The sequence below is a fragment of the Syntrophales bacterium genome (assembly GCA_030018935.1).
Classification (GTDB): Bacteria; Desulfobacterota; Syntrophia; order Syntrophales; family CG2-30-49-12; genus CG2-30-49-12.
Genome location: JASEGZ010000020.1, coordinates 19,200 through 34,601, shown reverse-complemented (window position 1 = coordinate 34,601; position 15,402 = coordinate 19,200). Strand labels below are relative to the sequence as shown.

The window sequence follows — 15,402 nt, the reverse complement described above, 5'->3', positions numbered from 1 at the left end:
ACCGGACAGATTGTGTGCTACAAACCGGACATATCACGTGTTACTAACAAAATTTTTTTCTATGACTTGACATAGCAGAATTTATGTTTATTATAGGTCAGAATTTCTTTCAAAGAGACAAGGTATTTTACTAAATATAAAAATCAAACAAAGAAAGGAGAGGTGATAACATGAAGATCAGGCCATTGCAGGACAGGGTGATTGTCAAACGGTTAGAGGAAGAGGAGAAGACCAAGGGGGGGATCATTATCCCCGATACGGCAAAGGAAAAACCTATTGAGGGTAAAGTTATCGCTGTGGGTAAAGGGAAAACCACAGAGGACGGTAAACTGATAAAACCTGATGTCAAAGTCGGTGACAGGGTCCTCTTCAGCAAGTACGGTGGCACGGAAGTCAAGATAGACGGTGTGGAACATCTCATCATGAGAGAGGACGATATTCTGGGGATCATAGAAAAGTAATAACTTGACGATAAGGAGGACAATTTAATGGGAGCAAAGATACTTCAATACGATGAAGAGGCAAGGAAATCAATTCTCAAGGGTGTCAATGCCCTTACCGATGCAGTTAAAGTGACCCTGGGCCCTAAGGGCAGGAATGTAATCCTGGATAAGACCTTCGGTCCACCCACAGTAACGAAGGACGGGGTGACGGTGGCCAAGGAGATAGAACTGGAAGACAAGTTTGAGAACATGGGCGCCCAGATGGTAAGGGAAGTGGCCAGTAGAACCAGTGATGTGGCCGGTGATGGCACGACAACAGCCACGCTTCTCGCCCAGGCGATATACAGGGAAGGGGCCAAGAGCGTTGCCGCGGGAAGTAACCCGATGGATATAAAGAGAGGTATTGATAAAGCCGTTGACGTGGTAGTTAAGGAACTGGTCAAGTTGAGCAAACCGACGAAGGACCAAAAGGAAATCGCCCAGGTGGGGACGATTTCCGCCAATAATGACGAGACAATCGGTGAAATTATCGCCGAGGCCATGGGAAAGGTCGGGAAAGAAGGGGTTATTACCGTGGAAGAGGCGAAGGGGCTGGAAACCGAGCTGGAGATCGTGGAAGGCATGCAGTTTGACAGGGGTTATGTCTCTCCATATTTCGTAACCAATGCGGAAAAAATGGAGGTAAACCTTGATGATTGTTACATCCTTATTAATGAGAAGAAGATCAGCGGCATGAAGGATCTCCTCCCCATTCTGGAACAGATCGCCAAAATGGGGAAACCACTCCTGATTATTGCCGAAGATATTGAGGGAGAAGCGTTGGCGACCCTCGTGGTCAACAAGCTTCGCGGTACCCTCCATGTCGCCGCCGTCAAGGCTCCCGGGTTTGGTGACAGGAGAAAGGCAATGCTGGAAGATATCGCCATCCTGACCGGTGGAAAGATGATTTCCGAGGATATGGGCGCCAAACTTGAAAATGCAAGGATAGAGGATATGGGTCGGGCCAGAAAAATTACCATTGATAAAGACAACACGACCATTATTGATGGTGCAGGTGACCGGGCTGCCCTCGAGGGCAGGGTCAAGCAGATCAGGGCCCAGATAGAGGAATCAACGTCTGATTACGACAAAGAAAAACTCCAGGAAAGACTGGCAAAGTTAGTCGGCGGCGTTGCCGTCATCAAGGTCGGTGCCGCCACGGAGACGGAGATGAAAGAGAAGAAGGCCAGGGTAGAGGATGCACTCAACGCAACCCGTGCCGCCGTGGAAGAGGGAATCGTTCCCGGTGGTGGCGTGGCCTACCTCCGTACACTACCTGCCCTTGATAAGATGAAACTGGAAGGTGATGAACAGGTGGGCGTTACGATCGTCAAGAAGGCCCTGGAAGAGCCGTTGAAAATGATCGCCACCAACGCCGGTATGGAGGGGAGCATTGTGGTGGAAAAAGTCAAGGAAAAGAAGGGCGCCTTTGGCTTCAATGCCCAGACCGATCAGTATGAAGATATGATCGAGGCTGGTGTCATTGATCCGACCAAGGTGACGAGATTCGCCCTGCAAAATGCCGCCAGTGTGGCCTCTTTGATGCTTACCACCCAGTGCATGGTTGCCGATAAACCGGAAGAGAAAGGCGCTGGAGGAATGCCCGGCATGCCTCCGGGAGGAGGATATCCCGGTATGTAAGGTGTTTTAATGAACCAACGAAAAAGCCCCCTGCCATTGAGGTGGGGGGCTTTTTTATGTTACTCATGCTTGAAAGCGGTGTGTTTCTGTGATAGCCTCCAATAAAAACCAGTCATCAGTCGTAAGTCGTAAGTCAACTGAACGCTTGCGTAAGGAGTATTACATGGACTATAAAGATAGCTTGAATCTGCCACAGACAGCGTTTCCCATGAAGGCAAATCTCTCCCGGAAGGAACCGGAGATACTCAAGATGTGGGAAGAGATGCACATTTATGAGAAGATTAGAGAGGTATCAAAAGGGAGAAAGGTCTATATACTCCACGATGGTCCCCCTTATGCCAACGGAAACATCCATCTCGGTACCGCATTAAATAAGATTATCAAGGACATGATAATCAAAGCAAAAAATATGGCCAGTTTTGACTGCATCTTTGTCCCTGGATGGGATTGTCATGGTCTTCCCATCGAGCACCAGGTTGATAAGGAACTGGGGGAGGGTTGTCATAGTATGTCCCAGGCAGATAAGAGGCGCTTCTGCCGGCGCTATGCCGAAAAATATGTAGGTATCCAGAGGGAAGAGTTCAAGCGGTTGGGTGTATTCGGTGATTGGGAAAACCCTTACCTGACCATGGCCTACGATTACGAGGCGGCAACCGTTGAGGAGTTCGGAAAGCTCTTCCTTGCGGGAAGCGTCTATAAGGGGAAAAAACCGGTGTACTGGTGTGCCTCCTGCAAGACCGCCCTGGCGGAGGCCGAAGTCGAATATGCGGATCATTCCACACCATCCATCTATGTCAAATTCCCGATGGTATCGAATATATCTCCTGTGCGTCCGAAATTGAAGGGAGAAAAGGTCAGAGTGGTCATCTGGACGACGACCCCCTGGACGATTCCCGCCAACCTGGCAATCGCCTTCCACCCCGATTTTGTCTACGTGGCCGTAAAGGTTGCCGGTGAGGTCCTCATCATGGCGAAGGAACTGGTGGACCGCTGTCTGTCTGCCTTCGGCCATGAAGATAAGACATTCGAAGTCTTAGATGAGTTCCCCGGTGCAGCAATGGAAGGCCTGAAATGCAGACATCCCTTGATAGATCGTGAAAGTCTCCTCGTCCTGGCCCCCTTTGTCATGTTAGACACGGGGACCGGATGCGTCCATATTGCCCCGGGTCATGGACAGGAGGATTACGAGGTCGGCATGAAATACGGGCTGGACAATTATGCCCCTGTTGACGATGACGGTAATTTCACCACCGATGTTAAGGACTTTGCCGGTCAGTTCGTCTTTGATGCCAATGATGCGATTACCCGAAAATTAGAGGAAGTCGGCGCCCTCCTTGGATTTGCCGAAGTTGTTCACTCCTATCCCCACTGCTGGCGATGTAAAAACCCGATCATCTTCCGCTCCACCGAACAATGGTTTATCTCCATGGAGAAGAACGACCTGAGAGAAAAGGCCCTCCGTGCCATAGACTCTGTGGAGTGGATTCCGGCCTGGGGGCGTGACAGGATCTACGGGATGATTGAGAACCGCCCCGACTGGTGTATCTCCCGCCAGCGGTTATGGGGGGTTCCAATCACGATGTTCTACTGTGATTACTGTGGGAATGAGTTCCTGACGAAAGAAATCATCGCCCACGTGGTGGAACTGGTCAGACAGTATGGCGCCGATATATGGTTTGAGAGAGAACCGCAAGACCTTATGCCTGCCGGTCAAGTCTGTCCCATTTGCCGGAAGGACAAATTTTCAAAGGAACTCAATATCCTGGATGTCTGGTTCGATTCTGGTGTCAGTCACGCCGCCGTGCTGGAAAAGCGGCCGGGACTCAGATCTCCGGCGGATATGTACCTGGAAGGGTCTGACCAGCACCGGGGCTGGTTCCACTCATCCCTACTCGAGTCTGTGGGAACGCGGGAAAGGGCGCCTTATAAAAGTGTCCTGACCCATGGTTTCGTCGTGGACGGCGAGGGGAAAAAGATGTCCAAATCCTTGGGCAATGTTATTGATTCTCAGGAGATCATCGAGCAATACGGTGCTGAAATATTGCGTCTCTGGGTTGCCGCCGAGGATTACACGGATGATATAAGGATTTCCGAGGAGATCTTAAAACGCCTCGTTGAGGCCTACAGGCGGATCCGTAACACCAGCCGTTACCTCCTGGGGAACCTGTACGATTTTGACTGCAAGGCCGATATGGCCTCTTATGAGGCCATGGAAGAGATAGACAGGTGGTCTCTCCACAGACTTCAGGAGATCATCCGGAGGGTGCGGGAAGCCTACGATCGTTATCAGTTTCATCTCGCTTTTTATACTATTTACAACTACTGCACCGTTGATCTTTCCGCCCTTTACCTCGATGTCCTGAAGGACAGACTCTATACCTCGAAGGCAGAATCGAAAGAACGGCGGTCAGCCCAGAGCGCCATGTGCATTATCCTTGATGCCATGGTAAGACTCCTCGCCTCGATCTTCACCTTTACCGCGGAAGAGATATGGGCAGCCTTACCCGCCTATGAGGGAAAAGAGGAAAGTGTTCACCTGACCCAGTTCCCGGAGGTGAATCATCGTCACATAAATCCTGAACTGGCTGAGAGCTGGAAGACGATGATTGCGATCAGGTCTGAGATCGCAAGGGCCATCGAGACGGCCAGAAAAAACAAAGTGTTGGGACATTCCCTGGAGGCCTCTGTGAATATCTTTCCCCCGGAAGACCTCCGTCCCTTTTTAGAGGCGCATCGGGAGGATATGAGGACCCTGTCAATCGTATCACAGCTCAGTATCGTGGGTAGGGACAGGATAAGTGAACCGTATCAGAGTGGTGAATTTGAGGGTTTGATGATCGGGGTGACAAGGGCACGGGGACAGAAATGCAGCAGATGCTGGATCTACAGCGAGTCAGTGGGCACAGACATCGAACATCCAGCCATCTGCGACAGGTGCTTGCAAGCATTACGGACTACGTAGTAGAACGTTTCGGAAATAACATTACCATCATGTCATTTCGGGCAAAGCGAGAAATCCCTTGAAAAAGAAATGCCTCCTTTTTTTCGTAACTACGGTAGCGGTGATCCTTCTGGATCAGATAACGAAGGCTTACATCAGTTCAACCATGTCCATTCATGAATCGTTCGCCGTCATTGAAGGTTTCTTCAATATCACATACATCAGGAATCCGGGTGCGGCTTTTGGTTTCCTGACCGGTGTTTCCCCCGTCTTTCGTTATGTTTTCTTCCTGTCGGCAACAATTGCCGTCATTTTGCTGATTCTCCACTACATCAGGAAAAGCAAGGAGGAAGAGTTACTCCTGATCTTTTCCCTTTCCCTGATCTTAGCCGGTGCGATGGGAAATCTTATTGACAGGGTCCGTTTTGGAGAAGTAATTGATTTCCTTGATGTCTATATAGGTTTTTACCACTGGCCTGCCTTTAATGCCGCTGATTCAGCGATCTCTACGGGGGCCGCCATCCTGATTCTCATAACGCTTAAACGGAAAAAGGGGTAAAAGAGAAGTGCCTCATCAGAATGACCGGTGGTCATCTCCTTCCTGCGGAGGGTTAGAGATCGGCGCCGTCTCGGTAAAATGGGTCGGGAAGAGAGAGGGAGACCCGGTGGTAAAAATCCTGCGGCATGAGGGAAACCCGCAGGGAAAGGTACGGGAAATTATTGATGTGGGGACAGATTTCAAATCTGTCCCCGAAGAGGATAACTGTCGTATTGTGGTTACAGGACCGGCAGCAGAGGCCCTTTTTGCCCTTCCCTACCGTGCCGAGACGGAATGCCTCGAGGCCGCCCTTTCATCCCATCAGATAAAGCCGGATATTCTCCTTTCCCTCGGTGGAGAAACGTTTACCGTGTACCCTATGAGGGACGGTGAGATTAAAAACATCATCTCCTCATCCAAATGTGCCGCAGGCACCGGTGAGTTTCTCATCCAGCAGTTCCAGAGGATGGGTTTCTCTCTCCCGGACGGACTTGCGGCAGTCAGGTTCGGCAAGGTGGTTCCGCTGGCCACGCGATGTTCGGTTCACTGCAAAACCGACGTTACCCACAAGCTCAACAAAGGTGAGTGCACCCCTGATGATATAGCAAGATCCCTCATCCATGACCTGGCAAAAAAGATATGTAAGATGATTGAGCTTACAAACTGGCCCGCTGATTTAATCGTCGTCGCGGGCGGCCTTGCCTTAAACGAACCGTTCCTGAAAACATTGCAGGAACTTCTCCCTAACTCCAGGGTAATAGTCCTCGAGGAAAGCCCCTATCTGGAGGCCTTTGGAGCCTATCTCTATGCCTGTGAACTGTTAGGAGGCGCTGTCGCACCTGTCGGTGGGAATTGGCTCAAGGGAACAAAACCTGTATTTGAGACCCTGAGACCATTGAGAGAGGCGGAACTGTTGCTTGACTACAGAGTTTGTCCTGATAGAGAGGGAAAAGTAATCGAGGGGGGATCCTATATCCTGAGTGTAGATGCCGGATCAACCACCACGAAGGCAGTTTTACTTAACATTTTAGACGTCTCCATCGGCGCCAGTTGCTATTTGAGAACACAGGGCAATCCTGTCCGGGCGACAGAGAAATGCCTCGAGGAACTCATAAGACAGATGGGTGATAAACGAATAAAAGTAATTCAGGCAGGGACAACGGGATCGGGAAGGGAGATAGTATCTGTCTACCTCGACAACTGCCTGAGCGTCAATGAGATACTTGCCCATGCAAGGGCAGCGACTCATGAGGTGCCGGGGGTTGATACGGTCTTTGAAATAGGGGGCCAGGATTCTAAGTTTATCTCATTCCTGAAAGGGGTTCCCGTTGATTATGCGATGAATGAAGGATGCTCGGCAGGAACGGGGAGTTTTCTTGAAGAATCTGCTTTACGGGATATGGGTATCGCCATGGAGGAGATCAGTGGTATAGCTTACAGGAGTGATCATGCCGTGGCATTCGGGGAACGATGCGCCGCCTTCATCAGTACTGACTTAAGAAATGCCCTCCAGCAAGGCGCCGGACGTGAAGATGTAGTTGCCGGATTGGTCTATTCCATTGCCGATAACTATATCTCGCGGATCGTCGGTGCCCGTCACGTAGGAGGTACCGTCCTCTTCCAGGGAGGCGTGGCCCTAAACAGATCAGCAGCCCTGGCCATGGCTGCCCGCACCCACCAGAAGATAGTGGTTCCCCCCCACCCGGAATTCATGGGGTGTATAGGGGTTGCCCTCATGGTGAGGGCTTGGCTAAATAACGGGGACACTACGGAAAAACCCTATAAACTTGAGGACCTTGTCTCCGGTTCGATGGAAGTGAAGGGGCAATTCAGGTGCCCAGGTTGTGAGAATAGATGTGAGATTAAAAAGATTGCCCTCCGGGACAGGATTTATCCCTTTGGGGGGCTCTGTTCCAGATATGAACTGCAACGCCAGAGGGGTAAAGAAACGGAGGAAGGCCGCGATCTGGTGGCAGTGCGAAATGCTTTGATGTTTGGTGAGTTCGGGCCGAAGGAGATAGCTGACCCCCGGGGAACAATTGGTTTGCCTGTGGCCCTTACCACCTATGAACTCTTCCCTTTTTACACAAGGCTCATAAATGAACTCGGTTTTAATTGCGTCCTGTCGGAACCCTCAAAAATCGGCAATGCCAAAACTGTTTCCCCCATCTGCTATCCATGTGAAATCGTCCACGGGGCGGTTTATGATCTGTTGCAACGCAACGTGGATTTTATCCTTTTACCCCGCGTCATTGAGATGGAAGCCTCCTGTGGTCATCTCTACGGTTACACCTGTCCTTCTACGACCGTCATTCCGGACATCATCAAAGGGGCCTTTGGCGGCATCTCCGATAAAATACTCTCTCCCCATATCGGTCTCACCGGAGTCCTTATGGCCACCACCCTAAAAGAGATTATCGTCATGGCCGGAATACTGGGGATTGGGAAAAAAGCGGCAAGAAGGGCAGCAGAAAAAGCCATCGCCTCCTATGAAAGATTCAAGAAGAGGCACCTCGAGCTGGGCAAAAAGGAACTGGAAGGACTGATTAAGGAACCCACGGTTATCATTGCGGGGAGACCGTACACCACCTGTTCAACAGAGGTCAATCTTGCCCTCCCGCGCAAGATTACCAGCCGGGGTTACCATGTCGTTCCCGCCGATATGCTCCCCCCCTTAGGCAACGCTTACCATCCGAGAAACGTCTGGCGCCATACACAGCAGATTACAAACGCTATCGCCTATGTCAAGAAATTTCCCAATCTCTATCTCTCCTTCGTTTCATGCTTTTCCTGCGGACCAGATGCGAGCATCTATCATCTGATCCGCGAGGAACTGGCTGGCGATACGTTCTGTTATCTTGAAATAGATTCCCACACGGCCCATGCCGGTTTTGAGACACGGGTGGGCGCCTTTCTTGACATTGTCGAGGAGCGCCGTCGCCCAAAAAAAATAAGTCATAAGTCGTAAGTCGTAAGTCGCAAAATTCTGACTCTTGAGCAGTTACGAGACATGTCATCATGAACAACGGTGAAGTAAAACAGGCACGACTCTCTGAAGATTATAGCTACATCATCGCCAGTGACGGCAACAGGGTGGAATTTGATGATCCGAAAGTGGTGCATGTCTGGTTACTCCCTACCGGTCTTTATACGACACGTTTGCTGGAGGGTTTTTTCGAGAAGCGGGGCTGGAATTTCAGGCGCGGGGGACAGACGAATGCCGGAATTCTCCAGTATGCGAGGAGATTGTGTTCTGGGAGGGAATGTCTCCCTACCACCGCCATGGCAGGCACGACCTATAAGGATATTTTAGATAACCGTGGAGAAAATGAAATTTCCCTCTATTACAACCTGGATCAGGACGGCCCATGCCAGAACGGGGCATGGCCAATTGTATGGGATACATTCGCCAGAAGGCTTCATCTGAAAAATGTTGTCTTTCTCGTCTGGCCCGGCTTGAGAAACAAATATCTCCGTCAGGGGGATAGGTTTGCCGCCGAACTTGCCATCTCTGCCGTGGTAGGAGACTTGCTTGATGAAGCCCGGGGGACTTTAAGATGTCTTGCCAAAGACAGAGACCTTGCACTCAAGACGTTTGATCTGGAGGTCAACCGCGTTATTGAAAGTGCCCCGAGGGGGGTCGGGGCCCTCGCCTCCACCTTTAAAAAATGGGCGGAGGTCACCGCCCGTATACCCATTAAGTCCAGTGTCGAGGAAACGCCAAAGGTACTCCTCTTTGGCGGTTTAAACGTGAAGTTTATCCACGGGCCGATAACGGAGTTTTTTGCGGAGCGGGGGATCATCCCCAAGGTTTCCGATCTCACAGAGGGCATCTGCTGGATCGAATCTGAGTATGTGGTCAGATACGGTTTCAAGAGAGGCCTGGCTAAACCGGAAGGACAATTTAATTGTGCCTCGCTTCTCCTGTCTATTTTCAACCCTAAAAATAACTTAAAAGAGGCATTAATGGCGTTACGGGCCAGGTTGCACATTGCGGGTATCGTCTCTCTTATGAAACACTATCGAGAGGTAGCTAAAAAGTCCGGTCTCATCTATGACAAGCACGTACCTTTTCTCGACCTTGTTAGAGAAGGGAGCAAATATGTTTCTCATAACGGATTCTGTGAAACTCCCATAGCTATTGGGAGGTTTATCTGTTCTCTCAGGTCAGGGGTTTTTGACGGACTGATAAATGTGGGTTCATTTAACTGCCAGCCGGTCATGAATTCCCAGGCCATTCTCAGACGCCTGGCGAACAACAGCCAGATTCCCTTTGTTTCTGTTGATTGTGAGGGCCCTTGGATATCAGCCAATCAGAAGAAACTTCTCGATACCATAGCCGTGCAGGCGAGGCGTATCCGTCAGAAGTAAGCGCCGGCAGCCGCCGCAACTTCGTAAGTTGCGCATAGCGGGGAATAAAAAGAAAAAGGAATCGTTATGCCTTACGTTGCCATTCATCATCCAGAGAAATGCCACCTCTGTGGTGCCTGTAGTGAAATAGTTAACTGTCCCGGAGCAGATGAGTTGATCTGCATCGGTTGTAGAGCCTGTGTCCTGGCCTGTCCCCACCAGGCCCTGGAACTTGTGGAGGCGCCGCGGGAGAGGGAAGTAACTATTGAAATAAACGGCAAATTGGCCTCGGTACCTGAACAGACAAGTGTAAAAGACGCCCTGATAGAAGCAGGTTACCCACTTGCCATATCCTCTCGGGAATCGGGTCTGTTTGCCCCCTGCGAAGTCGGAGGGTGCGGGAGTTGCGCCGTTGAGATTGATGGTATGGTAAAACTCGCCTGCCGGACGATGGTGAGAAAGGGGATAAGGATCAGGACCGAGTTGCCGGAGGAATACGTCCCGAGGAGGATCGTGGTGAATTTCCAGGGTCACTCCATGGGAGGGGTGGGTACACCACGGCAATCCCAGGGTAACGATGGCTTTTATCTTGAGGCGGCCTGTTTTACCGCGGGATGTAATCTCAGATGCCCCCACTGTCAGAACTGGCCGATCACTTACAGGGGACAGGGTGAAGCCTTAACGCCCCAGGAAGCAGCCCGAAGATTAACCATGATAAGAGAGGGTTTAGAGTTAAACAGGATGACGGTTTCCGGCGGCGAGTCCACCCTCAACAGGACCTGGTTAACCCTGTTTTTAAGGGAAATGAAAAGTTTTAATCCCGACCCGGACGCCCGCTTCCATGTTGATACCAACGGTTCATTGCTCACTCACGATTACCTCGATGAATTGGTAGATGCCGGCATGACTGATATCGGAATAGACCTCAAGGCCCTAAAAACAGATACCTTTATGAAGATAACGGGTCTGTCTGACAGGAACTTGGCGGAAAACTATAAAGAAACCGCATGGGGAGCGGTGAGATACCTGATTCATAACTACCCGGAGAAGGTTTTTGTCGGTGTTGGCATTCCTTACAACCGGAGTTTTACTTCTCTGTCCGAGATAAGCCGTATGGGACAGAAACTTCTTAAAATCACCCCTTCTCTTCAGGTTACCGTCCTCAATTACAGGAGTACATTCAGAAGCAATATCGTAAAGCCGAAAGATATGGAAATGATGGCCCTCCGTGATGTTCTCCAGGATATGGGGTTAAAAACAGTCATCGTTCAGACAACGGCAGGAAACATCGGTCCATGAACCGTTCGGCTTTACATCTGCTGCCCTCGCCTAATTTTCAATAACGGAATACAGCCGCTACTGATGCACCATCAGGTATTCTCTCTGGGGGAAGGGCAAAGACAGTGGCACCGTTCAAGAAGGTCTTGATGGCAGCAAAGTCGAAGAGATCTTCATCGCCTGGTTCCATCTTCTCGTGCAGATGCACTTCATAGGTGTTAGGGTCAACTACCCCCCACTGCCTGTGGCCTATGGCGACGAACAGCAAACCGATCCTCCCGTGACAGGCAGCCTGAACGATCTCTATAATATCGTTGGAGGTTAGACCGGTCCCCAAAGATTGCCTGTACTGAGCAATGGCCTCGGCCTCGGCCTTTTGAAAGCAGGGCTCCACGATACTCCAGGCCTGCGTATGCAATTGTTCCGCTCCCATTCCCTTTGGATTTCCTCCAGTGCCTTCCTCCATAAGCCGGGGGTAGGTATTTGCCTCTCTATAAATCGGAAAGAGATAATTTACCCCTGCCAACACGAGAGGTGCCTGTTCGTCCCTGAGGAGGTCGCGTAGACCTCTATCAATCTGGCGAAAGTATTTCAGAATATTATCCTTCACATCCTCCATACTGGCACCATGCCCGGAGACCATCACCGAACGTCCGCCACTACCTGATATTGCTGGATGAAAGCGAACCTCTTTCCCCGGCACATCGTACTGGAGGGCCTTGGCAAGACTTTTAGGGATGGTTTCAAGATCAATCTCTCTGACGCTATGTCTGGTGCCTTCGAGGAGCCTGACCTCATTCTGGCTGAGGGCTAGAATGTAGAAACGCTCGTCTCCCCGTAGAGCTGGCAGAAGCGGTTTGATGTGAAAACGGTCGGTGATAATGACCAATTCCCCAAAATCCAGGGGAAGGCAGTAAAAACGAAACATGTCGGAGGATAGAAAGATGGCAAGACCGTCGCTCTGACGTCGCCAGAAAAGGATATTACCCAAGAGCCCCTGGATAGGCTCCAGTAATGATTTCACCTCCGTGGTCCGAAGGCCACTGACAAGTAACTTTTCCTCTGCTTCCCGAAGCAGGTTTCTGAGTCTGATCTGATTTTGTTGGATTTCCACACCTGTCCGATAGGTGGGCATAAAAATTGAGATGCACCGCTCATTACGTTTGTTTATCAGTATTTCGAGTTCCTCTCTGGATAATGTATCCATGCGACCAATCTCCCTTCTCACGGCAAAAGTAAAGATCCTCCACGCTCGATTTTTTCTTGACTTAAATACAAAATATCTCTTTACAAAGCAAACTCTTTCTTTAAGCCCTTGATTTTAAGGGAAATCATGGTTTTTTGTTGTCAACCTTGAGGGTACTGTTGTGAATTTTCTTTTATGCTGTAAGAAATTATGATAGAAAATTAGCCTTTGAGGTTCTCACTTTTAACAAAAATTGCAGGATTATGAAATTGGGAGGAGATAATACCATCGCCGCAAGAGTAGAAAAGGTCTCGACAGACATCTGGCGTGACTGGAAGTGGCAGTGTAAAAACAGAATACACACCCTGGCGCAACTGGCCCGTGTGCTTAACAAACCCCTATCTGCCCTGAGGGAATTGAGTGCTGTCGCTGAATGTTATCATTTCTCCATAACCCCCTACTACCTCTCTCTGATAGACGTAATGGATGAGAACGATCCTCTCCGTCTCCAGTGTTTTCCCGATCTCAGGGAGATTTATTTTTCTCTCGGTGGCGTGGCTGATCCCCTCGGGGAAGAGATGGATATGCCCGTTCCGAATCTGGTGCACCGTTACCCTGATCGGTGTCTGGCAATGGTAACGAATAGCTGCTTCACATATTGTCGCCACTGCAATCGCAAACGGATGTGGGGAGGAAAAGCATCGACAAACATCAGGAAAAGCCTCCGGAGGATGATTAACTATATTTCCCAATCTCCTCGTATTCGTGAAGTTATCGTTTCTGGAGGTGATCCCCTTACTTTGAGGGATGAAACCCTCAACTGGTTTTTGGGGTGTCTAAGATCCATACCCCATGTGGAGGTACTCCGTATCGGGAGCCGTGCACCGGTGATCCTGCCGATGAGGATCACGCAAGAGCTATGTACCATGCTACGCAGACATCGTCCACTCTGGTTCATTACCCAATTCAATCACCCGAGAGAGATTACCCTGGAGACGGCCAGGGCATGCGAGATGCTGCTCGAGGCAGGGATTCCCGTCTCCAACCAGTCCGTTCTACTCCGAGGGGTTAACGACTCCTATGAGACGATGCGTGACCTCCTCCATGGCCTCCAGCGGATCTCGGTAAAACCGTATTACCTGTTCCAGTGTGATCTGGTGAAGGGGACGGACCACTTTCGTGTTGATCTCCGATTAGGGGTGGAGATCATGGAAAAAACATGGAAGAATATGTCGGGACTCTGCGTGCCTCGATATGTGCTTGATCTTCCTGGCGGTAGAGGAAAAATTCCTCTCCCGCCGTTTTTTCTACGCGTCTGAGAATGACCGTATCGCTGAAAGGAATCTTCAAATTCAGCATAAACATTCTTTTGACAGGACGGCACAAATGGACTAATAAAACACATAATAACCGCTCGGGATCAGTAGGGGCACGTTGCAACGTGCCCCTACTGGAATGTTTCAGCCATAACAGAGGAGAATACAGTTACGATGTATAATGCCAGTGATTTGAGGAAAGGCCTGAAGATCAAACTTGACCATGAGCCATATATCATTACTGAATTCAATTTTGTAAAGCCCGGTAAAGGCCAGGCCCTGTATCGCTGCAAACTGCGGAACATGGTCACGGGCAGCCAGTTTGAAAGGACATTCCGTGCGGCGGATACCTTTGGGCCTGCCGATCTGAGGGAAAAGAAAATGCAATACCTTTACTCGGAAGAGGGAAAATACTACTTCATGGACAGTGAGAACTACGAACAGGTTTTTCTTTCGGCGGATCAGATCGGGGAGGCAAAAAATTACCTGATTGATAACACAGTGGTAGAGATCCTCTTTTTTGAGGATAAACCTCTCGAGGTCAGTCTTCCCAATTTCGTTGATCTGACCGTCGTGAAGGCTGAACCATGGGCAAAAGGTGATTCTGTAACAGGAAACACCAAACCTGTGACCCTGCAGACGGGTTACCAGCTCCAGGTTCCCCCATTCATTGAAGAAGGAGAAAAAATCAGGGTTGATACCCGTAGCGGAGAATATATCACCAGGGTCAAGGATTAAACCAGCGATGGAAGATGGCCGGGTATTGGCAAGGCGGCGGGATGCCTTATGGAGACGTGATAGAATGATCCGGGCGATCCGCAGGTTTTTCTCTGATCGGTGTTACCTTGAGGTTGAAACTCCTTACAGAATTACGGCACCAGCACCAGAATCTCACATTGATGCTGTAGCTTCCAGCAACTGGTTTTTGCATACATCTCCTGAGTTGTGTATGAAACGGTTACTTGCCGCAGGTTATCCGAGGATATTCCAGATCTGCAAATGCTTTCGTGAGGGGGAGCGAGGCTCCTGCCATCTGCCGGAATTCACCATGTTGGAATGGTATCATCAGGGTATAGACTACCGGATTCTCATGGAAGAGTGTGAGGAACTGGTCACCTCCGTTGCCTCCGACCTCGGTTGCGGAGAGGTTATCCATTACCAGGGTAAAGAGATCGCTTTACAGAAGCCCCGGGAGATGCTCTCGGTCAGAGAGGCCTTTGAGTGTTATTCGCCTCTATCGCTGGCAGAGTCCTTAGAAAGGGAGAAGTTTGATGAGATCATGGCCTGTTATATCGCACCCCATATGGGAGAAAGGCAACCGACATTTCTCTATGATTATCCTGTTTATTCCTCTACCTTAACAAGGACAAAGAAGGAGGACCCCTCTGTGGAGGAGCGGTTCGAATTGTACATGGGAGGAATGGAGATAGCCAACGGATCTTCCGAACTTGCCGACGTGGATGAACAACGTTTACGGTTCAAAAGGGCCCGGCAATTTCGCCGGTTACAGGGTAAGAAGGTTTACCCGCAACCGGAGAGATTCTTAGAGGTACTTCCGACCATGCCAGAGGCAGCCGGTATGGCCCTCGGCGTGGACAGGTTGGCCATGATTTTTACAGACTTACCGGCAATTGACGACGTGGTAACGTTTACCCCGGAATACATCTAAG

11 protein-coding genes are annotated in these 15,402 nt (G+C 50.1%); 10 read left to right on the top strand and 1 reads right to left on the bottom strand.

Annotation, left to right across the window (positions count from 1 at the left end):
- Nucleotides 1-170: 170 nt before the first annotated feature.
- The 7 genes from groES (at nucleotide 171) to QMD03_05400 (ending at nucleotide 11,251) form a co-directional block, all read left to right on the top strand.
- Nucleotides 171-461, top strand: coding sequence for a co-chaperone GroES (gene groES, locus QMD03_05430; GenBank protein MDI6776672.1), 291 nt, complete (start codon nucleotides 171-173; stop codon nucleotides 459-461).
- 27 nt (nucleotides 462-488) lie between these two features.
- Complete coding sequence (groL, locus tag QMD03_05425) at nucleotides 489-2,123, top strand: chaperonin GroEL (protein ID MDI6776671.1); 1,635 nt, start codon at nucleotides 489-491, stop codon at nucleotides 2,121-2,123.
- Nucleotides 2,124-2,286: 163 nt separating this feature from the next.
- The gene (gene ileS / locus QMD03_05420; protein MDI6776670.1) at nucleotides 2,287-5,085 is read left to right on the top strand and encodes an isoleucine--tRNA ligase; all 2,799 of its coding nucleotides are present in this window, start codon (nucleotides 2,287-2,289) and stop codon (nucleotides 5,083-5,085) included.
- A 58-nt stretch (nucleotides 5,086-5,143) separates the two neighbouring features.
- Nucleotides 5,144-5,623 carry a signal peptidase II gene (gene lspA, locus QMD03_05415; protein ID MDI6776669.1) on the top strand — a complete coding sequence of 160 codons (480 nt, stop codon included), beginning with the start codon at nucleotides 5,144-5,146 and terminating at the stop codon, nucleotides 5,621-5,623.
- Between the two features lie 7 nt (nucleotides 5,624-5,630).
- Complete coding sequence (locus QMD03_05410; GenBank protein ID MDI6776668.1) at nucleotides 5,631-8,570, top strand: acyl-CoA dehydratase activase; 2,940 nt, start codon at nucleotides 5,631-5,633, stop codon at nucleotides 8,568-8,570.
- A 50-nt stretch (nucleotides 8,571-8,620) separates the two neighbouring features.
- Nucleotides 8,621-9,973, top strand: coding sequence for a hypothetical protein (locus QMD03_05405; GenBank protein ID MDI6776667.1), 1,353 nt, complete (start codon nucleotides 8,621-8,623; stop codon nucleotides 9,971-9,973).
- 66 nt (nucleotides 9,974-10,039) lie between these two features.
- Nucleotides 10,040-11,251, top strand: a complete 1,212-nt coding sequence (locus tag QMD03_05400) for a radical SAM protein (GenBank protein MDI6776666.1) — start codon at nucleotides 10,040-10,042, stop codon at nucleotides 11,249-11,251.
- A gap of 37 nt (nucleotides 11,252-11,288) precedes the next feature.
- Here the strand turns inward: QMD03_05400 and QMD03_05395 are convergent, their stop codons facing one another.
- The gene (locus QMD03_05395) at nucleotides 11,289-12,437 is read right to left on the bottom strand and encodes a hypothetical protein (protein ID MDI6776665.1); all 1,149 of its coding nucleotides are present in this window, start codon (nucleotides 12,435-12,437) and stop codon (nucleotides 11,289-11,291) included.
- A gap of 248 nt (nucleotides 12,438-12,685) precedes the next feature.
- On the opposite strand from QMD03_05395, the gene QMD03_05390 reads away from it, so the two are divergent.
- The 3 genes from QMD03_05390 (at nucleotide 12,686) to epmA (ending at nucleotide 15,401) form a co-directional block, all read left to right on the top strand.
- Nucleotides 12,686-13,735: a KamA family radical SAM protein gene (locus tag QMD03_05390; protein MDI6776664.1), complete on the top strand. Its 1,050-nt coding sequence runs from the start codon at nucleotides 12,686-12,688 to the stop codon at nucleotides 13,733-13,735.
- A 171-nt stretch (nucleotides 13,736-13,906) separates the two neighbouring features.
- Nucleotides 13,907-14,470, top strand: coding sequence for an elongation factor P (gene efp / locus QMD03_05385; protein MDI6776663.1), 564 nt, complete (start codon nucleotides 13,907-13,909; stop codon nucleotides 14,468-14,470).
- The gene (epmA, locus tag QMD03_05380; GenBank protein MDI6776662.1) at nucleotides 14,427-15,401 is read left to right on the top strand and encodes an EF-P lysine aminoacylase EpmA; all 975 of its coding nucleotides are present in this window, start codon (nucleotides 14,427-14,429) and stop codon (nucleotides 15,399-15,401) included. Before efp ends, epmA begins: the two co-directional genes overlap by 44 nt.
- Nucleotide 15,402: the final 1 nt, after the last annotated feature.

Bases quoted from the DNA above. Each gene is read 5' to 3' on its own strand.
- QMD03_05400 (MDI6776666.1), top strand. From the start codon at position 10,040: ATGCCTTACGTTGCCATTCATCATCCAGAGAAATGCCACCTCTGTGGT.
- groES (MDI6776672.1), top strand. From the start codon at position 171: ATGAAGATCAGGCCATTGCAGGACAGGGTGATTGTCAAACGGTTAGAG.
- QMD03_05405 (MDI6776667.1), top strand. From the start codon at position 8,621: ATGAACAACGGTGAAGTAAAACAGGCACGACTCTCTGAAGATTATAGC.
- groL (MDI6776671.1), top strand. From the start codon at position 489: ATGGGAGCAAAGATACTTCAATACGATGAAGAGGCAAGGAAATCAATT.
- efp (MDI6776663.1), top strand. From the start codon at position 13,907: ATGTATAATGCCAGTGATTTGAGGAAAGGCCTGAAGATCAAACTTGAC.
- ileS (MDI6776670.1), top strand. From the start codon at position 2,287: ATGGACTATAAAGATAGCTTGAATCTGCCACAGACAGCGTTTCCCATG.
- QMD03_05395 (MDI6776665.1), bottom strand. From the start codon at position 12,437: ATGGATACATTATCCAGAGAGGAACTCGAAATACTGATAAACAAACGT.